We start from the raw sequence: 25,856 nt of genomic DNA on the forward strand, positions 1-25,856 counted from the left end.
CATTTCTATTTATAAGGCAGATGCCATCTGTTGGGTCTCGTGCTGCAGCTGCATGAAATCCGATACAAATTCACATTGGTAGGTTTCAGTCCGTTTTCCGTCCACGTACACATCCACATCATTGGTCTTTCTGTGGACCACGAGTTTTACACGGGGACCGAAAGTGCAGGTCATGGTCTTCTCGCACTCCTCGAAGGTGGTTTCGCAGTTCGGGATGAAGTTCCCGTCAGTCAGTTTGCCGCCTCGCTTCAGGGCAAGAGTGCGTATCCGGCGCGCCTGATCGCTGTCACGGACAAAATTCAGTGCTTGCCACACAGCCTGACGGCTGCATCCGAATGTCTTCATCAAGAAGGTCTTGGTCTCGTTATCTGTCAAAATCTGCTTTCTCATATCGTCATACTTTTTAATCGTTATCGTTCGTTCAAAGGTTTTCAACGGCTTCCGCTATTTCCTAATCACCCGTCAGTATTTCATGAAGGCGTGTCCCTTTCTGCAGTTCTTCGACCAGCACCTGCATCGCTTCCTCACACACACAGCTCACATTCTCTATCACCCGGTAGGCATCCGAGTTGCTTATCTCATCCTCCGTCATGAATTGTCCAGCCAGCTCCATCGCCTGGTCGGCAATATTCTGCGTATGTGCCGTACTGCCTATCATCGTGCGCAACTTCTGTTTGAACAGACTCTCTGCTGTTCTCGGATTGAAATTCTTTGCCATAACTCTAAATTTTAAAAGTTTATATCGTGGGGCGCGGGGAATCGAACCCCGACGGCTTTCTACGCTTTCTTATTTCGATTTACCAACTCTCCGGCCGTGCCTGCCGCCCCTGCCCGTCTTTCCGGGCTGCCAGTTATCCGGCAATCTATTTGCCTTGTTCTTCTATCATCGAAAGGACAACCATCCTGTCTTCATCCCAAAGCGGAAGCCCCAATTCAATGGTCCGTTTCACCACTTCCATCTCACCGACCAGCCCTACCGCTTCTTTGCGGAAATCGGTATCGTCATACGCATGTGCCTTGCCAATCAGAAAATCGGTCAGGTTGTCGATAACTTCCTTTTGACGTTCACATTTCATTTCATAGTTCAGCACTCGCACATGAACATCGCGGATAATCCGGCTGTCCCCATGTTTCTTGAAATCTTTGCAGAACTCATCCTTGTTCATCGAAGTGTTCAGATAAACCGCATGGATGTAATCAAAATCCTCTGCTGTAGGGGTTATCCCCGTCCGTTCCATAAATTCTTGCTGTGTCATAAACTCACTTATTTTATTGTATTATTCTGCATCTTCAATTTTGAAAGAAAAGCACTTATCCGCCAATACTCTTTTTACAAAGTCTAAGTCGTATCTATCAGCTGAAAAGAAAACTGCCTGATAATCTACACTGGGATAAGCCTTGATTGCTGTTGTATCTACCATCTTCTTGACCAGTCCGTAAAGAGCTTCGGCGGTCTCGGCTGTTGCTTGAGCTATAATTACTTTTGCTTTCATTTTCTTTAATCCTTAAAATTCGCTAATCACACGCCTTTTTTGTATATTTGGCGCGCTGTTTACATCTTAAACACGCTGCAAATATATAGAATTATTTCAATACATCAAACTAAATATGGAAGAAAATCAATATAAGGATATGAATTTTATAGAAAGACTTCAATATTTCATGGAGAAAAAGGGCATAAATGACAATCAAATGACTGTTAATGCCGGTCTTTCTGTTGGACTTATTGGGAAAGCAAAGGTGTCTGGCAAAGGCATGAGCTCAATGAATATTGAAAAAATTCTATTAGCCTATCCGGAATTATCTGCCGATTGGTTACTTACTGGTGCAGGAAGCATGTTGAAAGATGATTTGAACGGCATTAAAACAATAGACGAAGCAAATTCTTCGACTCTGCCTACCACATCTATGAACCCATCCATCGGTACACCATACTACGATGTGGACTTTATCGGGGGCTTTGATGAAGTGTTTAATTCACAGGTAAACATACCTGCCACCAACATTGTAATAAGGGGATTCGAAAAAACCAGCCTTTGGTGCAATGTCACCGGGCACTCCATGGAACCCAAAATAAACCATGGCGACATCATTGCCCTGCACCAATGCACACTCAACGACATCCAATATGGCGAAATCTATGCAGTGGTGTTGGATACCATCCGCACCATTAAAATCCTCCGCAGGTCGCCGGATCCGGACAAGCTGCGCTTCATCCCCATCAACACCAATGACTACGATGAACAGGAATTCGACAAATCACGCATCATCAATGTCTTTGAAGTAATCGGAAGTATCAGCAAGTTCTTCTAAGTGGTACACGCATGCCTCCTACAGAAGGCTAAAAAAGGACGCACGCACACACTTTTGAAGGAATTTACCTGAAGCAAACTCGTAAATACACTGTAAATCAAAGGATTTATTTTATTATAATAAGGTATATCACACAAACAAGTGTCGTTTTTCCTCTCTGAAAACAGAGAAAAACGGCACTTGCTTTCATTTATAACATAGTTTCCTATTTCGGGCGTACCCTCTGAGAACTGAAAAAGTAACCCCTAAAGTAACCCCTAACTTAAAGAAGTAGTAACCCCTAACAGTAACCCCAATAGTAACCCCTAACCAAATAAAACCAACCGTAGGGGCATAAAAAAAGGGAGCCATAAGCTCCCCAATCAGCATTCAAAGAAATAACGCCTACAAGCCTTTCTAACGGCGCTATTATATCGTTCTAACCATTCCCTTACTACCACCCGAGATGAGCGTAGATTGCTTAATTATAGCCTTTTTCGTGCATATTGTGCCGTTACCAGACAGCCCGGCATGAAGCAGGTAATTCTTGGTTGCCCCCACCTGATCTGCCGTCAGAACCGTATAAACAGCCGATATACTGCTGAAATACCAATCTTTCTGCTTCGTCCCGTCTATTTTATGCAGCAAATGCACATGAATCACTTTTGCCATATTCGTTTCTATTATGCTGCAAATATACCAAATAATACTTATTTGGAAGAATTTTAAGGCAACATCTTTAAAAATAGGCACAAAAAAACGGCCACACAGCCGTTCACACCATCATATAACAAAATCCATCAACCCAGCCATAAAACGGCCACACAGCCGAAAATAAAACCCTTCCAGGCCGTTTTAGCCCCATCTGCAAGCCCGATGTAAAGCAATCCCCCGAATATCCGAAGAAAAGCCCCTCAAACGTAAAGCAGATGTAAGCCATGTAAAGAGAAAAACCGCTTCGAAATATTCAGCCCATTTTCCCGATCATGCCTAAACCCTTTGGTTTTCAAAACCTTTCGCCCATTTTTCCCGACCATTGAAAAAACCGCTTCGTTCTATGCCCCATATATGCCGATAAAAAGGAGAATAAAAATTATTATCCTTACCCATATAAGCAGCTATAGCCGAAATCTCTTTTGTCATATCATCACGGTGTTTCTTTTTATAAACATCCGCATAATGAACTATTGTTCCATTCTCGTCCTTCCAATCTTTTTCCCAAGTAGATACAATATAAAACACGTCGGCATTTTTTCCCGTCTTATCATTTTCTTCTGTATACCAGAAAGTTGAATCAGAATAGTCAGGTGCCTGAGGAATATACTCCTGTGCCTCCATCTTGTCACATCCCGAAAACAGCACACATAGTAAAAGGGTAACTATATACCATAAACGGATGTTTTTCTCTTTGTTGAAATAAATTTTATTCATATGATTTTTATTTAGATAATTCATCAAAACGAAACTAACTTTTCCCTTCCAGACTTCAATGTTATAGAAAGTTCAAGAGCAAGGACAATCACTATTTACCAAGGGACAAAATTACAGAGATCTATCGTATAGCAGATTATTTTTACAAAGAATTTATATTGTGAAAAGAAAACCTACTTTGAATAAATCCGAATCATACAAACTACTTATCATTCACACTAAGGAGCAATTCAACATCATAAATTTCTTACCGTAACTAATCCTCCTTATTGAAACCCATTTTTCGACTTGCGGTTATCCGAGGTTTTCGTACTTTTGCAGAGAAAATCCAGATGATTCGTCGTCCCCCTTCGTCTGTTCCTGAAGAAAAAACGTTTCACCGAAGATTACAAAAACTGGAAAGACAAAAAAATTAGAATAGAGAGCAATGAAAAATAAAATCTTCACCTTATCTGCATGGATTGCAGCACACATCACTCTTATCGTGGTACTGGTGACTGTCGTGGCACTCTTTCTCCCTTCCTCGTTTGCCTGGATAGGAACTTCAGCCATCACGCCGATGCTTGGCGTGGTAATGTTCGGCATGGGACTGACACTTCGCCCGTCCGACTTCAAGCCCGTTCTGCAACATCCTAAAGACATCCTCATCGGCGAACTGGCACAGTTTCTCATTATGCCTTCCCTGGCGTGGCTGCTCAGCAAGCTGCTGGCCCTGCCCGAAGAACTTGCTCTCGGAGTAATCCTTGTGGGATGCTGTCCGGGAGGTACGGCAAGCAATGTCATCTGTTACCTGGCCAAAGGCGATGTTCCTCTGAGCGTAGCAATGACCGGCGTTTCCACCCTGCTGGCTCCCGTCGTCACGCCTGCCCTCGTGTGGCTGCTGGCCGGCGAATCGGTCGACGTAGACATTGCCGGCATGTTTTTAAGTATCGTACAAGTGGTAATCGTTCCCATCGTACTGGGATTTGCCGCGAACCATTATTTTGGACAAACCACCCGACGAATCGTACCGCTGTTACCAATGATTTCCACACTATCCATCGCATTCATCATCGGCATCATCGTTGCCCACAACTCTACCAGTATTCTTACATGCAGCCTGATAGTAGCCGTAGCGGTCATCCTGCATAACGTACTCGGACTGGCCTTAGGCTATGGACTTACTGCCCTTACCGGAAGCGAGCCGTCCAAACGGTCGGCCATTGCCATCGAAGTAGGCATGCAGAACTCCGGACTGGCCACTTCGCTGGCTACTACCCATTTTGCCATGTTCCCTATGGCGGCCGTTCCCGGAGCCATGTTTTCCGTATGGCACAACTTTTCGGGCAGCATCGCAGCACAAATTTTCAGGAAACAGTCGGACAAGAAACAAAATAGAATCTGAAAGACCTGCATTCAGACATTCCGGACACCTATTTTTTTCAGACAATACATGCGGAAAACTGGAAAGAAACCTATAACTTTGAGCTGGTCTACAAAAGCTAATAAAGACAAAGTAACATGAAAAAAGTGATTGTTATTTCAACCAGTCTACGCACTGGCTCAAACAGCGACATGCTCGCTGATCAATTTATAAATGGTGCTCTCCAGGCAGGTCACGAAGTAGAAAAGATCTCACTTATCGGTAAAGATATACACTTTTGTCGTGGATGCTTAGCCTGCCAGAAACTGGGCAAATGTGTTATTCAGGATGACGTCGACAGCATCATGCAGAAAGTGCTGCATGCGGATGTCATCGTATGGGCTACTCCAATCTATTATTTCGAGATGAGCGGACAGATGAAAGTGCTCATCGACCGTATGAATGCGTTGTATACCATGGATTATCAGTTCCGTGACGTCTACATGCTAACTACTGCCGCCGAAGAAGAACCGGAAGTTCCCAAACGAGCAGAAGCTGGCCTCACAGGCTGGATTGATTGTTTCCCGAAGAGCCGTCTGGCGGGTACACTTTTCTGTGGCGGAGTAACTGCTCCACGTACCATCACCGGAAACCCCAAACTAAATGAAGCCTACGAAATGGGACTTCATTGCTAAAACAATATTACGAAGGCAAGCAAGACCGAAAAGATCGGAAACGTGCTTACTTCTCAACCAATAATAAACAAAAATACAAATTAACTATGGAAACATTTTATGACGTAATTGCCGGCGATCAGCTCGTGCTGGTCGATTTCTTTGCGACCTGGTGCCAACCCTGCAAAATGATGCACCCCGTCCTGCAACAAGTAAAAGAGATACTGGGCGACCGTATCCGTATTATCAAGATTGATGTAGATACGCATGCAGCACTATCCCAACAATACCAGATTCAGTCCGTCCCCACCCTCATGCTGTTCCGCAGAGGAGAAGTACTTTGGAGAGCAAGCGGTGCAATGCCGAAAGCTGAACTGTTGTCAACCATCGATCCTTTTTTGCAATAACCCACAAGTAAAGACGAAACGATAATGAACGAAGAAATTACCCTGCGCGATGTAGCCGGCTACCTGGATCGCATCGGCATTCAGTTTATGGCTACCATCGGACTCGACGGCAAGCCCAAGGTACGCCCCATGCAATACATGATACTGGAAGACGATAAGCTCTGGTTCTGTACCAATGCAAAAAAAGAAGTGTATGCCGAGCTTCAGGCAAATCCCGCTCTCGAACTTTGCGGATGCAAGCTGGAAAAGGACGAAATACAAACACCTTGGATCCGTTTCTCGGCAGAAGCAGTCTTCGAAGAACGTCAGGATATCCGCGACGCCATTATCGAGAAGAGTGCCATCGTGCACGAACTTTACAAAGACATGCGCACCAATCCCGTGTTCAAAGTATTTTACCTGAAGCACATCGACGGCTGGATGACCAATTTAGGCAACGTAAAAGGACTGGAGAAGAAAGCCGATTTTGCCAAACCCATCCATTTTCAGTTCTGAAAAAACTTCCTGTAAAGTATCCTTCCCGTCATTTTATCCGAGATTCCGAAAAGATTTCCGATTATCCGTTTGAAGAATGCGGCAAAAGTCTGTTTTCCGGAATCTCGGAATTAACGAAACATCGGCAACCGACAAGCTTTATCAACTCAATAACTCCGGTTCCGGATGTCAATCGTCACATCCATATAGCTCCGCAATCCCTCTATGTAATCCGCATAAAGAACCTCCACGTCCTGTCCTTTCAGTACGTGACACTTACCGCACAGCTCACAGTTATGCAGGCATTTCCACTCTTCGAGCACATACGCCCGACGCTCTTCCTTCGTTGATTGTTCTATAGCAGGAGGTATCATGATACAAATTTATACTATACAAATATAGTAGTTCTACCTTACCTGCAGTTATATTGCCCTTGTAAAAATGCAAAATACGTCCACACAGATGTACATCCGTTCGCGCTTCTACCGATAATCGTATAATACCATCCGGAATCAATCTATTCCCATCACCTTCAAATCCTTTCGATATACCCCTCCTGATCATACCCCCGATGATACTGATGAATACAAGCCACCAGCTCTTCCAAGCGTGGATCAGTTACCTGCATTTTCCCATATTTCTCAAGTTGATGATTATACCTTTCCCTGCTTCCATGTGCTATCCGATATTCATAATCCGCCGGAATCAGGAAAGAAGCTCTCTCACCTAAATATTTGTAGAACGATGTAAGATAAATATGAACGCCCGCCAAGTCGAAATCGCCAAAATGAATATATCGGTTAGGAATGCTTTGCAGCCAACAAATCAAATCCTTACTCTGTTCCTGCGGATAGCGGGACACAAAAAGCTGCTTCCCCCCGTCGGGTACAACCGAACCGAAAAGCTTTTTCTGGGCCGATACATACCTGAAGTTTTCGGGATTCTCAATACCTATTACTACCACATCTTCCGGAATCGCAAATTTCCAATAATCGTAGATAAAATCAAAAGTCCCCTCCAACGGCAAAATAGTCTTGGGGTACCCGTTTACCGTTGCTGGTATAGGCTGATAACTATTCACCAGAAAACCGTAAAAAGTACGTTTCTCCCTATATTTCGAATCACCAGTTACAGCAACCTGAACAGCCCTTTCCACATTATCCGACAGCAAAAGCCGACGACACTCCTCCAAATCCCGAATATTACATTTATTCGACAAGTACTCACAAAAGCTACGTCCGTCAATCGCACGTAAAGTTTTCCGGCTGCCATGCGAAGTAACCATCAGAACTCCATCTTCCAGCATCTGCTCAATCCAGTCACCTCTCAAACTACTTGCCGGTAAAGCCTCACCATTAGCCAGACTAATAAATTTATCAATAAGTGCTACAGTCTTTTTCATTCAACCAACGTTTTATCAAAAACAATCTTATTCGGAACAACCAAATTTACAGAAAATATTAATCATTCATACATACAACCGATTTTTATATAACTTTGCCAGCGTAACAAATCACTTTTTAAACCATATAATATCATGATAAAGATATACGGCATGCACACGTGCCCCGACTGCACTTACGTAGAAGAACAGATAAAAGGCGACAGCAACTACGAAGTTATCGACATTGGCCAGCATGTGAGAAACCTCAAGGAATTCCTGAAACTCCGCGACCATCATCCCGTTTTCGACGAAGCAAAGAAAAGCGGAGCCGCCGGCATCCCCTGTTTTGTACTGGAAGACGGTACTGTGACATTAACTCCCGAAGATGCCGGACTACATTCACGCCCGGCCTGCGAAGGAGCAACTTGTAACATCGACGGAAGCGGTTGTTGAAAATGAAACGAAAAGTTATCTTCCTTCATGGCTTCTTCGCTTCCGGTGCGTGCACACCTGCCCAGGCATTGCAAGAAAGCCTCAGCAATAAAGCGCAAGTTCTGACTCCCGATTTGCCTTTGCATCCCCGAGAAGCACTTTCATTCCTGCGTCAACTATGCCAACAAGAAGCCCCCGATGTACTCGTCGGAAACAGTAACGGTTCCTTTCTTGCCCAGATTATAGCTTCCGAAAACGGACTCCCCGCCCTGCTTGGAAACCCATATTTCGAAATGACCAAATTCCTGACCGAACGCATCGGGCCCCATGAATACAAGTCACCTCGTGCCAACGGCAACCAGCATTTCGTCATCGACCAGCCCCTGATTGATGAATTTGCCGAAGTACAGCTCCATCAATGGGACCACTACCAGCCCGCGAACCGCGAACACATCTGGGGTATCTTTGGAGAGAACGACCATCTGGCCCACTACGAACCACTCTTTCTGAAATACTATCCCCACTCCTGGCACTTCCCGGGCGGGCATACTCCAACAGCCGATGAGGTACACCAATATTACGTTCCACTAATAGAAAAACTATTAACAATATAGTTCCATGCAAATCATTCTGGCCATCGATTCATTCAAAGGCTGCCTCACATCAGAAGAAGTAGAAGCAGTCCTTGCACAAGTTCTGACTTTCCGCGGTGTGACAGTCCATTCACTCCCCATGTCCGACGGTGGTGAAGGCATGCTCGAAGCCTTTATCTCTGCCTTGCACGGACAAATCATCCAAACCAAAGTACACGATCCGCTGATGCGTCCCATCCTTGCCAGCTATGGTATTGCTCCCGACGGAACAGCCGTTATCGAAACAGCCAAGGCATGCGGACTGACATTGATGAAAGCCGAAGAACGCAATCCACTGATAGCCACGACCTACGGTGTAGGCGAACTCGTAGCCCACGCCATACAACAAGGTTGTAGAAAGTTCATCATCGGACTGGGAGGAAGCGGAACCAGCGATGCCGGAAAAGGAATGCTTCAGGCACTTACCGACATCCTCGCCCCTAACGGAACAATAAACGATGTACTGACCAGCCAAACAGCCGGATGCCAGTTTACCTTAGCCAGCGACGTACGCAATCCACTTTATGGAAAAGAAGGAGCAGCCTTTACCTTTGCTCCCCAAAAAGGAGCCACTCCCCAGATGGTAAACGAACTGGACCGCCGCGCCCGACAGTTTGCCGACAGTTCCGCCCGCCTAATGGGAAAAGATACTTCCACGCAACCCGGTGCCGGAGCCGCCGGAGGTTTAGGCTACGCTTTCATGCAATATTTCAATGCTACGGCACAATCGGGAGCCGACTTACTGCTCGATCTCATAAAATTCGATGAACTGTTGAAACATGCCGACCTTGTCATTACCGGCGAAGGGCACGCCGACCGCCAGACACTTATGGGCAAACTTCCCGAACGCATTCTGCAACGGGCACGAAAGCATCAGGTTCCGGTATGGCTAACCGCCGGACAGGCAAGCGACAGACAGGAACTTCTCAATGCCGGATTTGCAAGAGTAGACAGCATTACCCCCGAAGGCATGAGTATTGAAGAGGCTATTCAGCCGGAAACAGCCAGACAAAACATTCTTCGCTGGATCGACCAACATTTTTGACCACACGATATCCGGCAGACGAAGCATCCATTCAACACCTATACCTGCTCCCCACCAGATAAAATGGCACGAAGCCGAAATAGGTGTAGTATTCCATTACTTCCGTAGGACACAAACGCATCGAAGCCTTTCCTGCTGTCGAAGCCAAGTCATTCCGTCTAATTGTAGAAGAATGTACGGCAGCTCCCATTATCCGTGACTTCAGCATTATGCTGTCAGTCCGTTGACAGCAGACGGCAATCCTGCAAAATAAGTATTCACCTGATGTTTCCTTTGTCCTTAATGGTTGGGAACAAAGGAAACATTTATTTTATTATAAAAAACATCATCTTATTTCAAAGGCTTTTACGTTTTCTTCTTTTTTACTTACCAACCTAATCAAAGAACGTAAGCATCAAAACTAAAGCAAATTATAAAAGACTTTGCCGTAGCTGCCTGTTTCAAAAAACTTCTCTTGCAAAGGGCTGTTACGACAAAGTCAAATATCAATCTCTATATTTCTCGCGATATATCTGATTTTCTTAAAAGTAAACTACAAATTCAATTCAGATTTAAATTTCTCTCTGAAAAGTCTGTAATCTTTATCATTAAACTGTTCTTTCATATCTTCTAAAACACGCTTCTCCGTTTCTGGACTCCAATATATTTTCAATTTTTTCTTTGCTCTTGTTATAGCTGTATAAAAGATATTATGACTTATCATTTCTTCAATTTCATTGGTTATCACCACCTTGACTGAATCATATTCCAACCCCTGAGCTTTATGAATAGAAACAGCATATGCTATTTGAAATGGAACGATGGAATCCAAATCATCATCATCTTCATCTCCATCTGTTTGAAGTTCTACTTTGAAACGGATGACGGAAGTATTATCAGCCACAGAATCTAACAACTCTAAATTTAAGCCTGATATATCCAATTCATTCACAACCATATATATTTCTATTGTAAAATAAATGCATTCTTCCTCCTTTTCAATATTCAAAATTTTACCCTTCAGATTATTATAAATAAGAGGTGCGAACCGATTTGATTCATTAAATAAAATAGGATCACCTATCTTATAAGTTTGCACTCCAATTCTGACAGAAGGACTATAATTATTTCCCTGCAAAAACCTATTTATATTATTTATTCCATATAGACCATCATAATTCAAACAAAGTACAATCTCATCCTCAGCACTTTTAAGAAATATAGAATCGTCCAATCCTGATGAAAATCCATTCCTAGTAATGAACTCCAATCTATCATCAGTAATGTGACGTACTCGGTCCCAAACATCTTTCAAACCATGATCAGTCGTACGATATGTAGTATTTAGTTCAACTACTGCAGTTTTCGGCATAATAAAATGAGCAATACTAAACCAATTACCAAACAATATTGATTCAATTTGATATACATCCCCCACCAAGAGTAAAAGCTGAAAACTTGATTTTTCCAAAATTCTCACCATGTCCCGATTGCTGACTGTACTACATTCATCTACACATAAAATATCACATTTTATAGTAGAATCATTACCCGAAAGATATTTTGCAATTGTCATAAAATCCGCATTTTCAGCTGTAACCTTACGACGAAGATTTTCTACAGCAGGATTTGTATTTGCCAGAAAGACCTTATGTTTTTCTTTAAAAAACAAAGAAATATAATTTATCATCATAGATTTCCCCGTACCTGCCGGACCATAAATAAGAGCAACTTTAGAATCCTTGAATAAAGTTCTTAGAGCCACTTTCTTTTCTTCACTGTCAATATTAATTCCTGAAGTCCTCATCCAAGCCTCCACCGAATTGACATAATTACCAAGTCCATTTTTGGTATATTTCAAGAGACCTGAAATAATATCTCGGACATGGTCTTCATATTCTTTTATATAAAAATGTCCTTTATAAGACTCTATTCGTAAATGTTGATGTCCTTCATATAAGACACTATTATACTTTTCTGCCAATGCCTCTGGGTTATCAAAGTACTGTATGTCATTTATCGGAGTATATAAAACTCCATTACATTCCGTATTATTTTTTATAAATCGTGCAAATAACTCATACTTACGCTCAGAAACATCTATACAATATAATAAATCGGAAATTGACGGATTATGATTTACCAATGAAAAATTAAATGGAATTTTATCAAAAGGAATGCACTGATACTTTAAATACAGATTAGATAAATATGGACATTGTTGCCTACCTAATTGTTTTTTTATAACCTTATTACTTAAGTGATAAAGTAAGTAACGAATAACATTTTCTCCGTCCATTCTTTTTGAAATAAAGCTCCGACAAGATATTAAAAGAGATGATACAGCATGTTGCTTCGCTCCCTTTTGAATATATTCAATAAACCTTTCATAATACTCTTGTGAAGAATCCAAAATTTCTACAATATTCATTTTATACACCGTCAGAAACTTCATCAAATTAGAATATTCTCTAGTATCTCTATATTCTTCTGAATATCCAAAAATTTTTGCAAAATTTTTCAATTCACAATTTCTAATAGAAACATTCCAATCTACAATCACTATAATTGGCATTTTACGGTTTAACACTTGAATATCACATTCAGCCAGATGTAATTCAACAGCATAATAAGTAGGAATTTCTAATGGAGTAAATGCTATTATCCTGTCGAATTTACTAGATTTATCATGAGCTGAAATAAATGTAACTTCATAGAAAATAGTGCCATTAACAACAACGGGATGTGACTTTTCTATATAAAATCTTCCGTGCTGAATTGTCTTTTGCATGATTGCAGCCTTATTCTCAAGTACCTTTTCTATAGCTTCATAATACAAGGTAAATGCAGTATCTGTATTCAACGGAAATTTATCAAGATTTTGCAGCAACTCCATTTTATAATTTTCCTTCATGAAAGTCTTGATACGTAATAAATATTCATAGTATTTAAGCATCAATCTTTCAGAGCTATCAGGGTCTAGGGTATAATGAGAAACCGATATTTGCAACAACCTATGAAATTGATTCAAAAAACGATATTGCCCCTGTTTAGTTTTCATAAACTTGACAGCTTGACATATATTATCGTAATCCTTCTCAACTAATGAATTTCCCGAAGCCACATATATTTTCACAAAAATACATTCTAGAAAATTTCGTAATTGAGATAAAATATTCTGAGACAATAAACCTCTTTCATTACCTCGTAGCAATTCTATATTATTACATATAGTACTATTGCTATCATATATTGCTTTATCTATATCTAACATAACTAATTTTTTATCTTATTTCTACATACACCGGCTGAAACTTCGACCCGACATTCTTCAACACTCCCTCCTCAACCAGCCGACGAATATATCTTGTCGCCTTAGATTGATTGAATCCCGTGAGCTGTTCAAAGTCACGGCGCTGGAGAAAACTATGTCCTGCAAAGAATTCCGCGAGCTTCTGTTTCACCTCTTCATCGTCCATCTTTGAAGAATGTCGGGAAGAATCTGCCGAACGTTCAAACTTCACCTCCTTGAAACGGTCTGCCAGTTCCTTATCGGGAGTGAACTTAATGCTTCGCACACGAATATCGGAAGTCGTTATATATTTCGGATTGATGTCGGGCGTGCACTTCAGACTTAAACTAAAATAGCCAATTCCGTCCAAATGTACGGTATAGCCATTACTCAGCTTTTCGTACAATTCACTGCTCAAAGCAGTAATGACGGCTGCTACATCAGCAGGAGCCACCGTACATTTTTTGGAGATAGATTCACGAATTTCACGGGTGGTAACGACATCTTTAGTAATTACTTTCGCATGTAGTTTTGGAGAAGATACACCTTCTTTCACCGGATTCTCAAACAAATCGAATTTAATAGCCATTTAGTATCAGTTGGTTAGTAAATATTTTATCAAACGTCTTTACACAAAAGCCTCATCACGTAGCTGTTTAGATATTGACACGAACGTGACAAGCTATCAGCACGAACGTGCTAAGATATTATCACGTTCGTGTCGAGGTAAAATTGGATATAAATTTTGAAATAAACAAGGAAAAATCAGTATTTTTATCAATAATGAATACTACAATAGTTCAAGTCAATCAACAAGCTTTATGATAAGCATCTAAATCAGAATAACCGTAATCTGTTTTCATTATTAGCCTCTTTATAATATCTTTGTAGTAATCTACCATTGACATATATAATAAGTCATAACTTTTAATCAAATTACATAAAAAGACCTTACTATGTCAGAATATACCATACTCAGAAAGAACGATGAATCTACAAATGGACAAATAAAAATTGTAGATGAAGATAGACTTTGCTATATTGTTGAGTCTACAAGTAAAGGTGCTCACGGTCTTCGTACCATATCCAAAGCCCTTTTAAAAGAATATATAGAATATTTCAAAAAGAAACCTGATGCTTCTGCCAATGATGCAAGAAACGATTTGTCTGGATTAACTTCAATTGATAAATTTGAGTATGGATATACTTCTACACTTGCCCTAATGGCGAAAATGGCCTTAGGGTATGAAAAAATTATTTACAATAGTAGTGAGATAACCTATAATAATTCCTACTCTCATCAAATAATATTCTACGGAGCACCAGGTACAGGAAAGTCATATACTATAAATGAAGCAACAAGAAATGAAAGTGTTATTCGCACAACATTTCATCCAGACAGTGATTATTCTACTTTTGTAGGAACATATAAGCCAACTACTATCCAAGTAACAATGAGAGATGTATCCGGCCATAAAATCATTGAAAACGGAAAAGAAATCAAAGAAGACCGTATCATTTATGAATTTGTCAATCAAGCTTTCCTTCAAGCTTATATTCAAGCATGGAAATTTTATGCCCAAACCGCCTCTGAGGCTGAGCCACAAAAGCAATATCTTATCATTGAAGAAATCAACCGTGGTAACTGTGCTCAGATTTTCGGAGATTTATTCCAACTTCTTGACAGAAATGATGCAGGATTCTCCGATTATCCTATCTATACAGACAACGATATGAGAAAGCAGCTTCTTAAAGCATTTGAAGGGCTTTCTATACCTCAAGCGGAGAAAATCAATGATTTGTATGGACGAAATGTTACAGAACAAGTCCTTAAAGGAGAGATATTACTCCTTCCAGACAATCTGTATATATGGGCAACAATGAATACCAGTGACCAGTCGCTTTTCCCCGTTGACTCAGCATTCAAACGTCGATGGGAATGGAAATACATGCCTATCGGCAAAGGATATGATGAAAGCGGAAACGAACTAAGCTGGAATATATGTATTGGTACAAGTAAATACAGTTGGTGGTCATTCCTTGAAAAAATCAATCTTCAAATTAGTTCTACAACCAATTCAGAAGACAAGAAACTAGGCTTTTTCTTTTGTAAGACGAATAATGGCTGCATCAGTGCAGAAACTTTTGTTGGAAAAGTCATATTCTATTTATGGAATGATGTATTTAAAGATTATGGGTTCGACGGGACTATTTTCAAAGATACAGACGGAGGTACACTTTCCTTCGATAAGTTCTATAAAGCAGGACAAAATGGTAAAGCAATAGTACAAAATGATAAAGTAGAATTATTCCTAAATAATTTGAATGTTGATACAATTTATAACGACATCGAAGAAGATTTAGAAAAAAATGACAATGAAGAAATAGATAATAATGGAAATAGTAGATTAAAAGTTTTATTTCCAGACGGAAGTTTAGTTGTAGGAAAGACTCGTTTCGATGTCTACATTAATGCTATAAAAAAAATTGGAGTAGAACAAATAGCTCCAATCATCAAAAATCTAAAATATTCGCGCTTGGGATGTCCAATGATAAGCCCTAACAAATATGAAGAAATAGAAAATAATACACAAGGATATTCATATGTTGAGGCCAATGGATTTTATTTTATAAAAGGTATGAACGGGAAAACAATGCGCAATATATTGACGACTATATCTAATGAATTAAATCTAAACCTAAAGGTAGAGTACTAATGAGAATCATCATTGAAGGGCATAAATATCTCGCAGCAAGTGTAAAAAATGTTCTTCACGGCATTGATGCTTTGGAGAATGTAGAAGGTTACGTAATATTAAATTATGTAGGTTACTTTTACAACACATTACTGTGCGATTGTGTCTTTATCTTACCAAAGGTTCTCTTAGAAGACATAAACGGAAAAGAGCTGGTATTCGGCAAATATGAGCCGGAAGATATTATCAATCTCGACACAAGCAATCCGCTTACACAAACGGAAAAAAATTTCATTTACGAATTTGCTGTATGGATTTACCGTACTATCGATGTCTTCAGAACCGACCGCAATAATCAGACTGATATTGTATACCATAAAAAGATTATCCAGATAGGGAAAGGAAGCCGCAGGCTTAGCAATACTTTTCTGGATATATTGCTTTCTCTTATCCAGTTTAACAAAAACAATAGAAGCTTTTTCTTCTTCATTCTGAAAAATCTGCATTCCGGATATAACAAGATTAACTGGACCCGTACGATAGGTACCACTACAGCCATTATCCAAAACAATCATCCTGTTTATCTAAATCCGGTCAATAAAAAACGACAAATAAATTTTGATGAAGAACTTCTGATTATCTTCTTTTCCATATTAAACTATATTGGCGACCAATATGGATTTACAAAAGAAATAGACTGTAACTTCAATTTGATTAAGGGAAAACAATTTGAAACGTACTTAAAAGGATTTGGAAAAACCCGATTGCTGCAAATCAAATACAAATACTTTTCCGACAAGGCACTGGAACTGTGGACGCTTTGTTACGCTTTCTTTGATGCAGCCAGACAAGTCCAGATAAATACAGATTTGCAAGAGTATTTGCTGGTAAAGAATTTCAATATTGTATTCGAAGCTATCATTGATGAACTGATAGGTGACAAGGATATACCTAACGGTTTGAAGGAGCAGGAAGATGGCAAAATGGTAGACCACATGTATACTTACAAGAGCCTGACAACTAATGCTGACCAGCCTATTTATTATATTGGTGACTCAAAATATTATAAACGAGGAAACTCCATCGGGAAATATTCTGTTTACAAGCAGTTTACTTATGCCCGCAATGTCATTCAATGGAATCTGAACTTGTTCATGAGCAGTGACGATGAAAATAAAAATCTAACCAAAGCAAAAGGTGTAGCCAAACTTAGGGACGATATAACAGAAGGATATAATGTCATGCCGAACTTTTTTATAAGTGCACGTTTAAATGAAGAATTAAGCTATAAAGAAGAATTAAAGATAACAGACAAAGAAGATACTTATTTTTATAATAGACAGTTTGACAACCGTTTGTTCGACCGTGATACATTGCTTGTATGTCATTATGATGTAAACTTCCTTTATATTATATCATTGTATGCACGTAACAACACTCTGCAAAAAGATTCATGGAAAGCAATAGTTAGAGAAAAATTCCGTCAGGAAATACAAAAAATTCTGGAAGAAAACTTCCAGTTTCATGCCATGAAAGCACGTCCGGGAGTAAATGCGAACTCGTACATCAAAGAACATTTTCAGGAATTACTCGGTAAGATTTACACGCCATACACCGACCCAAATATCTATTCTCTTGCATTGGGAAAAGAGTTTCAAACAGAGAACGAAACTCTTTTGAATCAATTAAATAAATATTTCATTGTTCAGGAATGTAAAATGGGAGAAGACCCAGAAACATTGTTCAACAATGACGCTCCCGAAGCAAGTAATGGTATACCTACAGAAACAATTACTTCCGAAAAAAATGTATTCACAGGACTTATCCGTGCCACTGACGAAGAACATGAAATGTTCTATAATCATCAGGCACGGGTATATACAATGGAAAAAATTCCACCGATAAACCTGATTGCTGTAAAATATTTCCTTCCCATGCTAAGCGGAAAGATTGACGGATTTTACAAAATAGAAAAATTACAGTTTGGCAATTATAAAGATAAAGACGGCAATACACAACCTTGTTTGAAATTCAAACTTGGAGAATATATTAATATCGGCAAAACTTGGAATTCCATTTATGACAAGATGCGCCCAGGAGAAGTTATTTCGATTGAGAATATTATTCAGCTGTATAATAAGTAACCCCAATCTATGGATGTCCTTTCCAAAGAACAACGGCACAAAAACATGGCTGCCATACATTCAGCCAACACCAAGCCGGAAATGATAGTCAGAAAATATCTGTTCGCCCACGGATTCAGATATCGCCTGAACCATCCTCGTCTGCCTGGCCGTCCGGACATCGTACTGCGAAAATATCATACTTGCATCTTTGTCAACGGTTGCTTCTGGCACGGACACGAAGGGTGTAAATATTACGTCATTCCCAAATCGAATACAGAGTTCTGGACAAACAAAATCAACCGTAATATTGCACGCGACAAAAAGGTGCAGAAAGAACTGGCTAAAATGGGATGGCATTGCATCACGATATGGGAATGTGAACTGAAACCGCAGAAAAGGGAGCAGACACTTGTATCGCTGGAATATACGCTTAATCACATTTATTTAAAAGATCATACGGTAAGCTATTCCATTAACGAAGAGGAAGATGTGCTGATGGCTGCTGAAGATACGACCAATGACTATGCTCCTATCCCCAAGAATAAATAGCTTCACCTTCCCCCATCGCGATTTCAATACCAAACAGGATTTTTCAAAAACTAAAAAAACAAAAAAGCGAAACAAAGACAGAACATTCTTCGCCGTTTATTTTTTATAAATAAAAAAGCTCTCGTCATGAATACTACAAAAATTATTTTAGGCATGGGAACTTTGTTGACATTGAGTCTGACACCCATGCACGTCACAGCAGGAAACGCTGGTATAGAAAATGGAGAAACGGTAATCTGCCGCGGTCAGGAATCGCATACTTCCGGGCCAATGGTGAAAGTAGGGCAACAAGCTCCTGACTTTCAGGCTACGAATGCAGAGATGAAAGACATCAACTTATCTTCTTTCAAGGGGAAACGGGTCATCCTGAACATCTTCCCCAGCCTCGATACGCCCACATGTGCCATGTCCGTCCGCCAGTTTAATGCCCGGGCTTCGGAACTGGAGAATACGGTCGTGCTGTGTCTTTCCATGGACTTGCCTTTTGCACAGTCACGCTTCTGTACCATCGAAGGACTGAATAATGTCGTTCCGCTGTCGGTTTTCCGCAGTGATGACTTTGTAAAGGAGTACGGCATCCAGCTTGCCGACGGTCCGCTGAAAGGACTGATGGCACGGACCGTGGTCGTGATAGACGAAAACGGCAAGGTGCGCTATACGCAACTTGTAAGCGAGGTTTCTAATGAACCTGATTACGAAGCTGCGCTTCAGGCGGTACACGCATTGTAAAGACAGAGGCCTTTACAATATAATTCATAAAAAAACTAAACAAAAACATTCCATCGGACATTGGTAAAAAAAATTAATTTATTACCTTTGTTCGTATATGAAGAAACTGCTTCACATACTCCCTGCCCTGCTGGTCCTTTGTTTGTGCGTTTCTTGTAAGAACACGAAGGCAAAGAGCCAGCGGATTATGCCTGTCGGGATGCTGGCTGATGGCGATCTGGCATTCCGGCGCGGCACAGGGCTCTTGAGCCACGTTGTAACTTCCGCCAGCAAAGACGGGGTTTATTCGCATATCGGTATTCTAAAAAAGATTGGCAACGAATGGTACGTAATCCATGCTGTCCCCGACGAACCTGATTTTGAAGGTGATTCCGACCGTGTAAAAACGGATTCATTGTCGCGCTTCTTTGCGGCCGACAGGGCTGTACGTGGTGCGATAGCCAGAATGACGGGGGATTCGCTTGCTGCTTCGGAGGCTGCATGTACTGCCTGGAAGATGGCCTGTCAGGGGGTTCTTTTCGATCACGACTACAATCTGACTGATACTTCACGAATGTATTGCAGCGAACTGGTAGAGTTTGCTTACCGGAAAGCGGGTATTTGTCTTTCCGAAGGCAGACGTACACAGATTAATGTTCCGGCAATGGGCGGTACATACCTCATGCCCGACGATATAGCACGCAACAAACATTTGAAAATAATATACAGGTTCCCGTAAACTCGAGCTTTTTCGATTCTAAATATTTCTTTTTATTAACCCTAAAAATTTAGCACTATGATGAAACAACTGATTCGTTTAGGACTGATGCTGGTAGCTGTTCTTGCTATGGTATCGTGTACGCCAAGTACGCCCGGAGCTGCACTGAAGGATTATATGTCGGCACTGAGCGACAATGATTACGAGGAGTTTATCAATGGATGTAATATCTCTGAAGCTGATTCCGACAAGGCCAAGGAGATACGCGAGGGCCTGGTTGCCATGGTTCAGGAAAAAGGCTCCAAGACGATTGAGAAAAAAGGTGGACTAAAGGAAACGGAAATCGTTTCCGAGGAAATAGCAGAAGACGGTAACTCTGCTGTCGTGACGTTTAAGCAGCATTATGGCGACGGCAGTGTCAAAGAAGATACTCAGAAAATGGTTAAGGTGGATGGTAAATGGCTGATGGATATCGGCAAGTAAAGAATTTTACCGGCGTACCCTCAGCTCCCAGAATGCTACGGCCGAAGCGGCTGCTACATTCAGTGAGTCGACGCCATGCCACATCGGGATGCGGACTACGTAATCGGATTCCGACAGGACTTCGGCGGGAAGACCGTCGCCTTCGGTTCCCATTACGATGGCAAGACGGGAAACGTCCTTGAGTTCCGGGTAGTCGATGGGAACAGAACGGTCGGTCAGTGCCAGGGCGGCGGTACGGAAACCCATTTCGCGTAACGAAGATACGGGACGCGGAAGCCATGTCCAGGGTACCAGAAACACGGAACCCATCGACACGCGTACGGCACGGCGGTTCAAAGGGTCGCAGGAATCGGGCGAAAGAAGAATTGCATCGATGCCCAAGGCTGCTGCCGAACGGAAGATGGCTCCGATATTGGTTGTATCGACTACCCCGTGAATGACTGCAACACGACGGGCATCGCGGCAGACTTCTTCAGGTGTACGGGGAGCAGGACGGCGCATGGCACACAGAACACCACGGGTCAGTGTATAGCCTGTAAGACGTGCCAGAAGTTCCCGGCTGCCCGTATAAACTGGAATGTCGCCGGCACGGAGAATAATGTCGGCAGCATCGCCTGCTATGTGTTTCTGCTCGCAAAGCAAGGCAAGGGGCTGGTAACCGGCATCGAGCGCTACACGGATTACTTTCGGACTCTCGGCTATGAAGATACCTCTTTCGGGGTCTATGCGGTTACGCAACTGAGCTTCGGTCAGGGTGCCGAATACTTCTACTCCGGGGTGTTCGAGGCTGGTTATTTCTATTACAGGCATAGGTATTCTTTTTTCCGGCCAAAGTTAAGAAAGAATATCGGCCGGAGCAAAGTTTTTTTCTCTACCTTTGTCTACGAAAACAAATTAAAGAGCAAAAAAGCTATGCTACATTTTGATACTGACTATATGGAGGGGGCACATCCTGAGGTGATGCGCCGCCTGATGGAAACAAATCTGGAACAGACTGCCGGATATGGAAACGATGATTATACACGCCATGCACGCGAACTGGTACGGAAAGCATGCGGACAACCCGAAGCGGCCGTATATTTTCTGGTAGGAGGTACACAGACGAATGCAACTGTCATCGACGGACTGCTTGCACATCATGAAGGTGTGCTGGGAGCGGAAACGGCACATATCAACGTACACGAAGCCGGGGCTATCGAGGCTTCCGGACATAAGGTGCTGACGTTGCCTCAGCACGAGGGAAAACTTTGCGCTGATGAAGTAGAGGCATACATCGAAAACTTTTACCGCGATGAAACATACGAGCATATGGTAGCGCCGGGAATGGTTTATATCTCTCACCCAACGGAATATGGTACGCTGTATTCGCTCAGCGAACTGGAGGCTTTGAGCCGTGTATGCCGCAAGGCGAATATTCCGCTTTACATGGACGGTGCACGTCTGGGATACGGACTGGCTGCTCAGGGTACGGACGTTACCTTGCAGGATATTGCCCGCCTGTGCGACGTGTTTTATATAGGTGGCACGAAAGTAGGGGCACTTTTCGGCGAAGCCGTGGTGGCTCCTCATGCGGAACGTCTGCCACATTTCTTCCCGCTGATAAAACAGCACGGAGCACTGCTTGCCAAAGGACGTCTGCTGGGTATTCAGTTTGAGACCTTGTTTACCGACGGCCTCTATCTGAAGGCTGGAGAACATGCCGTACGTCTGGCACAGAAACTGAAACGGGCTTTTGTGCAGAAGGGATATAAGCTGCATCTGGATTCACCGACCAACCAACAGTTTGTCTGCCTGCCGAATGAGGATATAGACCGTCTTTCGGCGCATGCAACGTTTGAGCTGTGGGGACCGCGCGGGGAAAAGGAAACGGTAGTACGCTTCGTTACAAGCTGGGCTACACGTGAGTCTGATGTAGATGCGCTGATTGCCCTGCTTTAGTCATCGGCTTCTTCAATGGAAAAATGGTTTACGGTGACGGAAATGGCATATTTTATCTGTTCGTCACCGGAAATCATGGTTCCGCCACTCTGTATGCACATGCGTACTCCCATGCCGTCGTTGGCGGTAAGAAGGTATTCACCCGAATGTTTTTGCTGGTTTACGGTAAACCACATACCGTTTTGTCCGTATTGCACTTCGACATAACTTCCGTCGGTTTCATAATCCCACGAAATACGGTACTTCGAGGTATTTCCGCGATGAAAGGTGAATGTGCAAGCCGACTCGTCATAGTTCATGTACGAGAGGGAGGTTACTTCCTCCGGATAGAAGTTGAGAATAATGCGGTTCACGGTATCATTTGTTATGACATTATTCACGGAATATTCGGTATAGGTTTCGCCTAAATGTTTTTTACCAATAGGATAGTAATCGAGTGTTTCGTTCTGGCAGGAACCAAACCAGATGGCAGCGCATATCATCGCTACCATCCCGTAGACTGTTTTCATGTTCATTATTGTTCTGCTTCGTTTTGTATCATGTCAAACTGGGGCGCTTCTTCAGGTGGAACAGGTGCTCCGTCTGCCGGCTCCGGACGAGGTTCGGGCTTCATGGTAAGCCACAAATCATATTGCTCGTCGGTAAGAATCTTACGGATTTTTTTCATCTTCTTTTCAGTACGTTCTCTGATATCGTCCTTCATTTTGTCATTATCGGCAGGTGGTTCCATCATCGGACGTCTGCCGTGTCCCATCATAGGAGGCTGACTGCCGCCATCCATCATAGGAGGTTCGCCGTCACTGTGCCGCATCGGAGGACGACCGCCACCCATCATCGGAGGGCAACCGGTATCTCTGTCACCACGTCCTATCAGGGCTTCCAGTTTTTCTCTTTCTTCCTTCAGGTTGAGCTTGTAAATTTTCTTGTATTGCTTCTCGGTCAGATTGAGAACTTTGTCCATTTCATCGGTCCGCTTGCGTGCGGTTTTCTCAGGATTGGGTATTTCTTTTACCGGAGCTTTTTTCTCTTGTTGCGGTTCGTCGGGTAAGGCTACGGCAAAGGCTGCCGACGGTATGGGTATCAGGGCCGTCAGACAAAATATCCATACAATTTTCTTCATGTTCATCTTCGTAGGTTTTAAAATTCTTTTTCAGGAGAACAAAGGTAAAGAAGGGGATGCTTTCCGGAAAATAGAATCAGCCAACCCGCTTATTCTCTCGGTCAACTCCCGACGAATCAGATTTTGCCTGAATAGAACCGGTGAGGATGGAAGTAAAAGATAAAATAAGTCCGCTTGGTCTGCAAAATCATTCCATTCGCCGATTTTAGTTGCACCGGGTTAGGTACAGACGTATTTTTGCAGGCGTAAAAAGAGTGACGCACGACATGAAACATTTACAAAAGCAATTACTTCTGGAACAGATTATTTATGCTACCATCTGGTTGCTGATACTGGGAACACCGCTCATCGGTTTCCTGCTCGACGACGAGCATCCGCTGGAAGGAACCGAACTTTGGAAAGAGGTAAGCGATACCTGGCTCATGGTATTGCCTTTCTTCCTTTTGTTTCTGATACATAACTATGTGCTTATTCCACGACTTCTGCTCAAGAAATATTATACACGTTATGTGGTGTCACTCATCTTCACTATCGGTATTTTGTTTCTATACTTGCCGGGATGTATTCAGGTACTTAATCCCCATCCGGGATTCCGGCAACAGAAAGAGTTTGTCGTACAAGACTCAGCCCACGACGTTTTTTTCCCCGACCGGCTTCCGGTACCTCCTATGGGAGAAAAAATGATGCAGCCGATACGTCCCATGCATCCGCCTTTCCTGCTGATTCATATTACGGTGGCAATCTTGCTGGTGGGGTTTAACCTGACTATCCGTTTTTTCCTCAAGTCGCTCCACGACGACGAGATGCTCAAGGAACTTGAACATCAGCATCTGGAATCGGAACTGCAATATCTGAAGTATCAGTTGAACCCGCATTTCTTCATGAATACGCTGAACAACATTCACGCACTGGTGGATATTGATGCGGAAAAGGCCAAAAAGACCATTATCGAGCTTTCGAAACTGATGCGGTATGTGCTGTACGAAGCGAACAACAGTCAGATTTCGCTGGAACGAGAAATTCAGTTTCTTGAGAATTATATTGCACTGATGCAGTTGCGTTATACTGAAAAGTTAAGTATACGGACGGACTTTCCGCTGATAGTGCCTCATGTGCAGATTCCTCCCCTGCTCTTTATCTCGCTGCTGGAAAATGCGTTTAAGCACGGGGTAAGCTATCGGGAAGATTCGTACATCGACGTACGTATCGCACAGGCAGACGAGGGAATTTTGTTTGCCTGCCACAACAGCAAGCATGCCTGTACAAACGATGCGCATCACGGCATAGGCATAGAGAATATAAAGAAAAGGCTTCACCTGCTTTATGGCAACAACTATACGTTTACCATTACTGAAGATGAAGTTTCCTACCATGTATTACTTATAATTCCTCCACTATCATGAAATGTCTGATTATCGACGATGAACCGCTTGCTCTGGCACAACTGGCGGGCTACATTGCACGCATTCCTTTTCTTACGCTGGTGGCTTCGTGCCAGGATGCCTGCCAGGCTTCTGAAACGCTGGCGCATACGCCAGTCGACTTGCTTTTTGCTGATATCAACATGCCCGACTTGAATGGTATCGACTTTGTCCGCTCACTTCCGAATCCGCCGATGGTTATTTTTACTACGGCTTATTCAGAATATGCCATCGAGGGATTTCGCCTCAACGCCATCGATTACCTGATGAAACCTTTCGGCTTTACGGATTGTCTGAAAGCAGCCGAAAAAGCCAGAAGAATGTACGAGCTGACGCATCATACTACGGAGGCGGAAGATGAAAAGGGAACTTTATTCGTAAAGAGTGAGTATAAGGTGGTGCGTATAGATAAGGAGAAGATTTTGTATATAGAGGGGATGAGTGAATATGTGTGTATTTATCTGGAGGACCGACCGAAACCTGTCATCACGCTAAACAGTCTGCAAAAGTTGTCAGCCATGCTTCCTTCGAACTTTATGAGGGTACACCGTTCGTATATCGTCAACCTGAGCAAGATAACCGAGATTTCACGTTTCCGCATTCTCTTCGGAAAAGATGTGTATATTCCTATCGGAGAAAACTATAAGGAACAGTTCATGGCATATATTCATCGTCTGGGACTTATCTGAATGAAGAAATATATATCTTTGCAG

31 protein-coding genes are annotated in these 25,856 nt (G+C 42.3%); 17 read left to right on the plus strand and 14 right to left on the minus strand.

What is annotated here, in order from left to right:
- Positions 1-9: 9 nt before the first annotated feature.
- The 4 genes from WKT12_RS10405 to WKT12_RS10420 form a co-directional block, all read right to left on the minus strand.
- Positions 10-390 (minus strand): hypothetical protein, encoded by a 381-nt coding sequence (locus WKT12_RS10405; protein WP_007758937.1) that lies wholly within the window; start codon positions 388-390, stop codon positions 10-12.
- 61 nt (positions 391-451) lie between these two features.
- A complete protein-coding gene (locus WKT12_RS10410; RefSeq protein WP_007751507.1) occupies positions 452-718 on the minus strand; it encodes a hypothetical protein in 267 nt (88 codons plus the stop codon).
- A 145-nt stretch (positions 719-863) separates the two neighbouring features.
- Positions 864-1,256 carry a hypothetical protein gene (locus tag WKT12_RS10415; protein WP_007758936.1) on the minus strand — a complete coding sequence of 131 codons (393 nt, stop codon included), beginning with the start codon at positions 1,254-1,256 and terminating at the stop codon, positions 864-866.
- A 21-nt stretch (positions 1,257-1,277) separates the two neighbouring features.
- Entirely contained in the window at positions 1,278-1,493 is a 216-nt protein-coding gene (locus WKT12_RS10420) for a hypothetical protein (protein WP_007751500.1), read from the minus strand.
- Between the two features lie 115 nt (positions 1,494-1,608).
- On the opposite strand from WKT12_RS10420, the gene WKT12_RS10425 reads away from it, so the two are divergent.
- Positions 1,609-2,313 (plus strand): S24 family peptidase, encoded by a 705-nt coding sequence (locus WKT12_RS10425; protein ID WP_143869350.1) that lies wholly within the window; start codon positions 1,609-1,611, stop codon positions 2,311-2,313.
- A gap of 408 nt (positions 2,314-2,721) precedes the next feature.
- Here the strand turns inward: WKT12_RS10425 and WKT12_RS10430 are convergent, their stop codons facing one another.
- Together WKT12_RS10430 and WKT12_RS10435 are read right to left on the minus strand one after the other, a co-directional pair.
- On the minus strand, positions 2,722-2,964 hold the full coding sequence (locus WKT12_RS10430; protein WP_007751495.1) for a hypothetical protein: 243 nt from the start codon (positions 2,962-2,964) through the stop codon (positions 2,722-2,724).
- 318 nt (positions 2,965-3,282) lie between these two features.
- A complete protein-coding gene (locus tag WKT12_RS10435; RefSeq protein ID WP_340319644.1) occupies positions 3,283-3,723 on the minus strand; it encodes a DUF3089 domain-containing protein in 441 nt (146 codons plus the stop codon).
- 427 nt (positions 3,724-4,150) lie between these two features.
- Between WKT12_RS10435 and WKT12_RS10440 the strand changes: the two genes are divergently transcribed.
- The 4 genes from WKT12_RS10440 (at position 4,151) to WKT12_RS10455 (ending at position 6,641) form a co-directional block, all read left to right on the plus strand.
- Positions 4,151-5,107, plus strand: a complete 957-nt coding sequence (locus WKT12_RS10440) for a bile acid:sodium symporter family protein (protein ID WP_021971420.1) — start codon at positions 4,151-4,153, stop codon at positions 5,105-5,107.
- A 116-nt stretch (positions 5,108-5,223) separates the two neighbouring features.
- Positions 5,224-5,760, plus strand: a complete 537-nt coding sequence (locus tag WKT12_RS10445; protein ID WP_021971419.1) for a flavodoxin family protein — start codon at positions 5,224-5,226, stop codon at positions 5,758-5,760.
- A gap of 86 nt (positions 5,761-5,846) precedes the next feature.
- Positions 5,847-6,146: a thioredoxin gene (trxA, locus tag WKT12_RS10450; RefSeq protein WP_340319645.1), complete on the plus strand. Its 300-nt coding sequence runs from the start codon at positions 5,847-5,849 to the stop codon at positions 6,144-6,146.
- 24 nt (positions 6,147-6,170) lie between these two features.
- Positions 6,171-6,641, plus strand: a complete 471-nt coding sequence (locus WKT12_RS10455; RefSeq protein WP_340319646.1) for a pyridoxamine 5'-phosphate oxidase family protein — start codon at positions 6,171-6,173, stop codon at positions 6,639-6,641.
- 146 nt (positions 6,642-6,787) lie between these two features.
- Here the strand turns inward: WKT12_RS10455 and WKT12_RS10460 are convergent, their stop codons facing one another.
- Entirely contained in the window at positions 6,788-6,994 is a 207-nt protein-coding gene (locus WKT12_RS10460; RefSeq protein ID WP_340319647.1) for a hypothetical protein, read from the minus strand.
- A gap of 158 nt (positions 6,995-7,152) precedes the next feature.
- Complete coding sequence (locus WKT12_RS10465) at positions 7,153-8,022, minus strand: DUF7281 domain-containing protein (protein WP_340319648.1); 870 nt, start codon at positions 8,020-8,022, stop codon at positions 7,153-7,155.
- A gap of 135 nt (positions 8,023-8,157) precedes the next feature.
- Here WKT12_RS10465 and WKT12_RS10470 point away from each other — a divergent pair, with 135 nt between their 5' ends.
- From WKT12_RS10470 to WKT12_RS10480, 3 genes are read left to right on the plus strand one after another with little or no spacing between them, the layout of a single operon-like run.
- The gene (locus WKT12_RS10470; protein WP_340319649.1) at positions 8,158-8,457 is read left to right on the plus strand and encodes a glutaredoxin-related protein; all 300 of its coding nucleotides are present in this window, start codon (positions 8,158-8,160) and stop codon (positions 8,455-8,457) included.
- Between the two features lie 2 nt (positions 8,458-8,459).
- On the plus strand, positions 8,460-9,050 hold the full coding sequence (locus WKT12_RS10475) for a YqiA/YcfP family alpha/beta fold hydrolase (protein ID WP_340319650.1): 591 nt from the start codon (positions 8,460-8,462) through the stop codon (positions 9,048-9,050).
- A gap of 4 nt (positions 9,051-9,054) precedes the next feature.
- The gene (locus WKT12_RS10480) at positions 9,055-10,113 is read left to right on the plus strand and encodes a glycerate kinase family protein (RefSeq protein ID WP_340319651.1); all 1,059 of its coding nucleotides are present in this window, start codon (positions 9,055-9,057) and stop codon (positions 10,111-10,113) included.
- Between the two features lie 31 nt (positions 10,114-10,144).
- Here the strand turns inward: WKT12_RS10480 and WKT12_RS10485 are convergent, their stop codons facing one another.
- The 3 genes from WKT12_RS10485 to WKT12_RS10495 all read right to left on the minus strand — a co-directional run bounded on the left by WKT12_RS10485 (position 10,145) and on the right by WKT12_RS10495 (position 13,973).
- Entirely contained in the window at positions 10,145-10,321 is a 177-nt protein-coding gene (locus WKT12_RS10485) for a hypothetical protein (RefSeq protein WP_340319652.1), read from the minus strand.
- Positions 10,322-10,645: 324 nt separating this feature from the next.
- On the minus strand, positions 10,646-13,366 hold the full coding sequence (locus WKT12_RS10490) for an ATP-dependent DNA helicase (protein WP_340319653.1): 2,721 nt from the start codon (positions 13,364-13,366) through the stop codon (positions 10,646-10,648).
- 10 nt (positions 13,367-13,376) lie between these two features.
- Complete coding sequence (locus WKT12_RS10495) at positions 13,377-13,973, minus strand: HU family DNA-binding protein (RefSeq protein WP_340319654.1); 597 nt, start codon at positions 13,971-13,973, stop codon at positions 13,377-13,379.
- A 367-nt stretch (positions 13,974-14,340) separates the two neighbouring features.
- Here WKT12_RS10495 and WKT12_RS10500 point away from each other — a divergent pair, with 367 nt between their 5' ends.
- From WKT12_RS10500 to WKT12_RS10525, 6 genes are all read left to right on the plus strand, one after another.
- On the plus strand, positions 14,341-16,101 hold the full coding sequence (locus WKT12_RS10500) for an AAA family ATPase (protein WP_340319655.1): 1,761 nt from the start codon (positions 14,341-14,343) through the stop codon (positions 16,099-16,101).
- The gene (locus WKT12_RS10505; protein WP_021971406.1) at positions 16,101-18,224 is read left to right on the plus strand and encodes a llaJI restriction endonuclease; all 2,124 of its coding nucleotides are present in this window, start codon (positions 16,101-16,103) and stop codon (positions 18,222-18,224) included. The genes WKT12_RS10500 and WKT12_RS10505 overlap by 1 nt, the downstream gene beginning before the upstream one ends.
- 9 nt (positions 18,225-18,233) lie before the next feature.
- A complete protein-coding gene (locus tag WKT12_RS10510; RefSeq protein ID WP_021971405.1) occupies positions 18,234-18,755 on the plus strand; it encodes a very short patch repair endonuclease in 522 nt (173 codons plus the stop codon).
- Between the two features lie 186 nt (positions 18,756-18,941).
- Entirely contained in the window at positions 18,942-19,484 is a 543-nt protein-coding gene (tpx, locus tag WKT12_RS10515; protein WP_340319671.1) for a thiol peroxidase, read from the plus strand.
- Positions 19,485-19,581: 97 nt separating this feature from the next.
- Positions 19,582-20,202, plus strand: a complete 621-nt coding sequence (locus WKT12_RS10520; protein ID WP_021971402.1) for a YiiX/YebB-like N1pC/P60 family cysteine hydrolase — start codon at positions 19,582-19,584, stop codon at positions 20,200-20,202.
- 57 nt (positions 20,203-20,259) lie between these two features.
- Positions 20,260-20,664 carry a DUF4878 domain-containing protein gene (locus WKT12_RS10525; RefSeq protein ID WP_021971401.1) on the plus strand — a complete coding sequence of 135 codons (405 nt, stop codon included), beginning with the start codon at positions 20,260-20,262 and terminating at the stop codon, positions 20,662-20,664.
- A gap of 6 nt (positions 20,665-20,670) precedes the next feature.
- Here WKT12_RS10525 and WKT12_RS10530 read toward each other — a convergent pair whose 3' ends face one another.
- Positions 20,671-21,474, minus strand: a complete 804-nt coding sequence (locus tag WKT12_RS10530; protein WP_340319656.1) for a TrmH family RNA methyltransferase — start codon at positions 21,472-21,474, stop codon at positions 20,671-20,673.
- Positions 21,475-21,576: 102 nt separating this feature from the next.
- Here WKT12_RS10530 and WKT12_RS10535 point away from each other — a divergent pair, with 102 nt between their 5' ends.
- Entirely contained in the window at positions 21,577-22,602 is a 1,026-nt protein-coding gene (locus WKT12_RS10535) for a threonine aldolase family protein (RefSeq protein WP_340319657.1), read from the plus strand.
- Here WKT12_RS10535 and WKT12_RS10540 read toward each other — a convergent pair.
- The gene (locus tag WKT12_RS10540; protein WP_021971398.1) at positions 22,599-23,111 is read right to left on the minus strand and encodes a hypothetical protein; all 513 of its coding nucleotides are present in this window, start codon (positions 23,109-23,111) and stop codon (positions 22,599-22,601) included. The two genes, WKT12_RS10535 and WKT12_RS10540, sit on opposite strands and share 4 nt — an antisense overlap.
- Positions 23,112-23,116: 5 nt before the next feature.
- A complete protein-coding gene (locus WKT12_RS10545; protein WP_340319658.1) occupies positions 23,117-23,728 on the minus strand; it encodes a hypothetical protein in 612 nt (203 codons plus the stop codon).
- Between the two features lie 260 nt (positions 23,729-23,988).
- On the opposite strand from WKT12_RS10545, the gene WKT12_RS10550 reads away from it, so the two are divergent.
- Together WKT12_RS10550 and WKT12_RS10555 are read left to right on the plus strand one after the other, a co-directional pair.
- The gene (locus WKT12_RS10550) at positions 23,989-25,125 is read left to right on the plus strand and encodes a sensor histidine kinase (RefSeq protein ID WP_021971396.1); all 1,137 of its coding nucleotides are present in this window, start codon (positions 23,989-23,991) and stop codon (positions 25,123-25,125) included.
- On the plus strand, positions 25,122-25,832 hold the full coding sequence (locus tag WKT12_RS10555; RefSeq protein ID WP_021971395.1) for a LytR/AlgR family response regulator transcription factor: 711 nt from the start codon (positions 25,122-25,124) through the stop codon (positions 25,830-25,832). The genes WKT12_RS10550 and WKT12_RS10555 overlap by 4 nt, the downstream gene beginning before the upstream one ends.
- Positions 25,833-25,856: the final 24 nt, after the last annotated feature.

Source organism: Phocaeicola sp. HCN-6420, assembly GCF_037890145.1.
Classification (GTDB): domain Bacteria; phylum Bacteroidota; class Bacteroidia; order Bacteroidales; family Bacteroidaceae; genus Phocaeicola.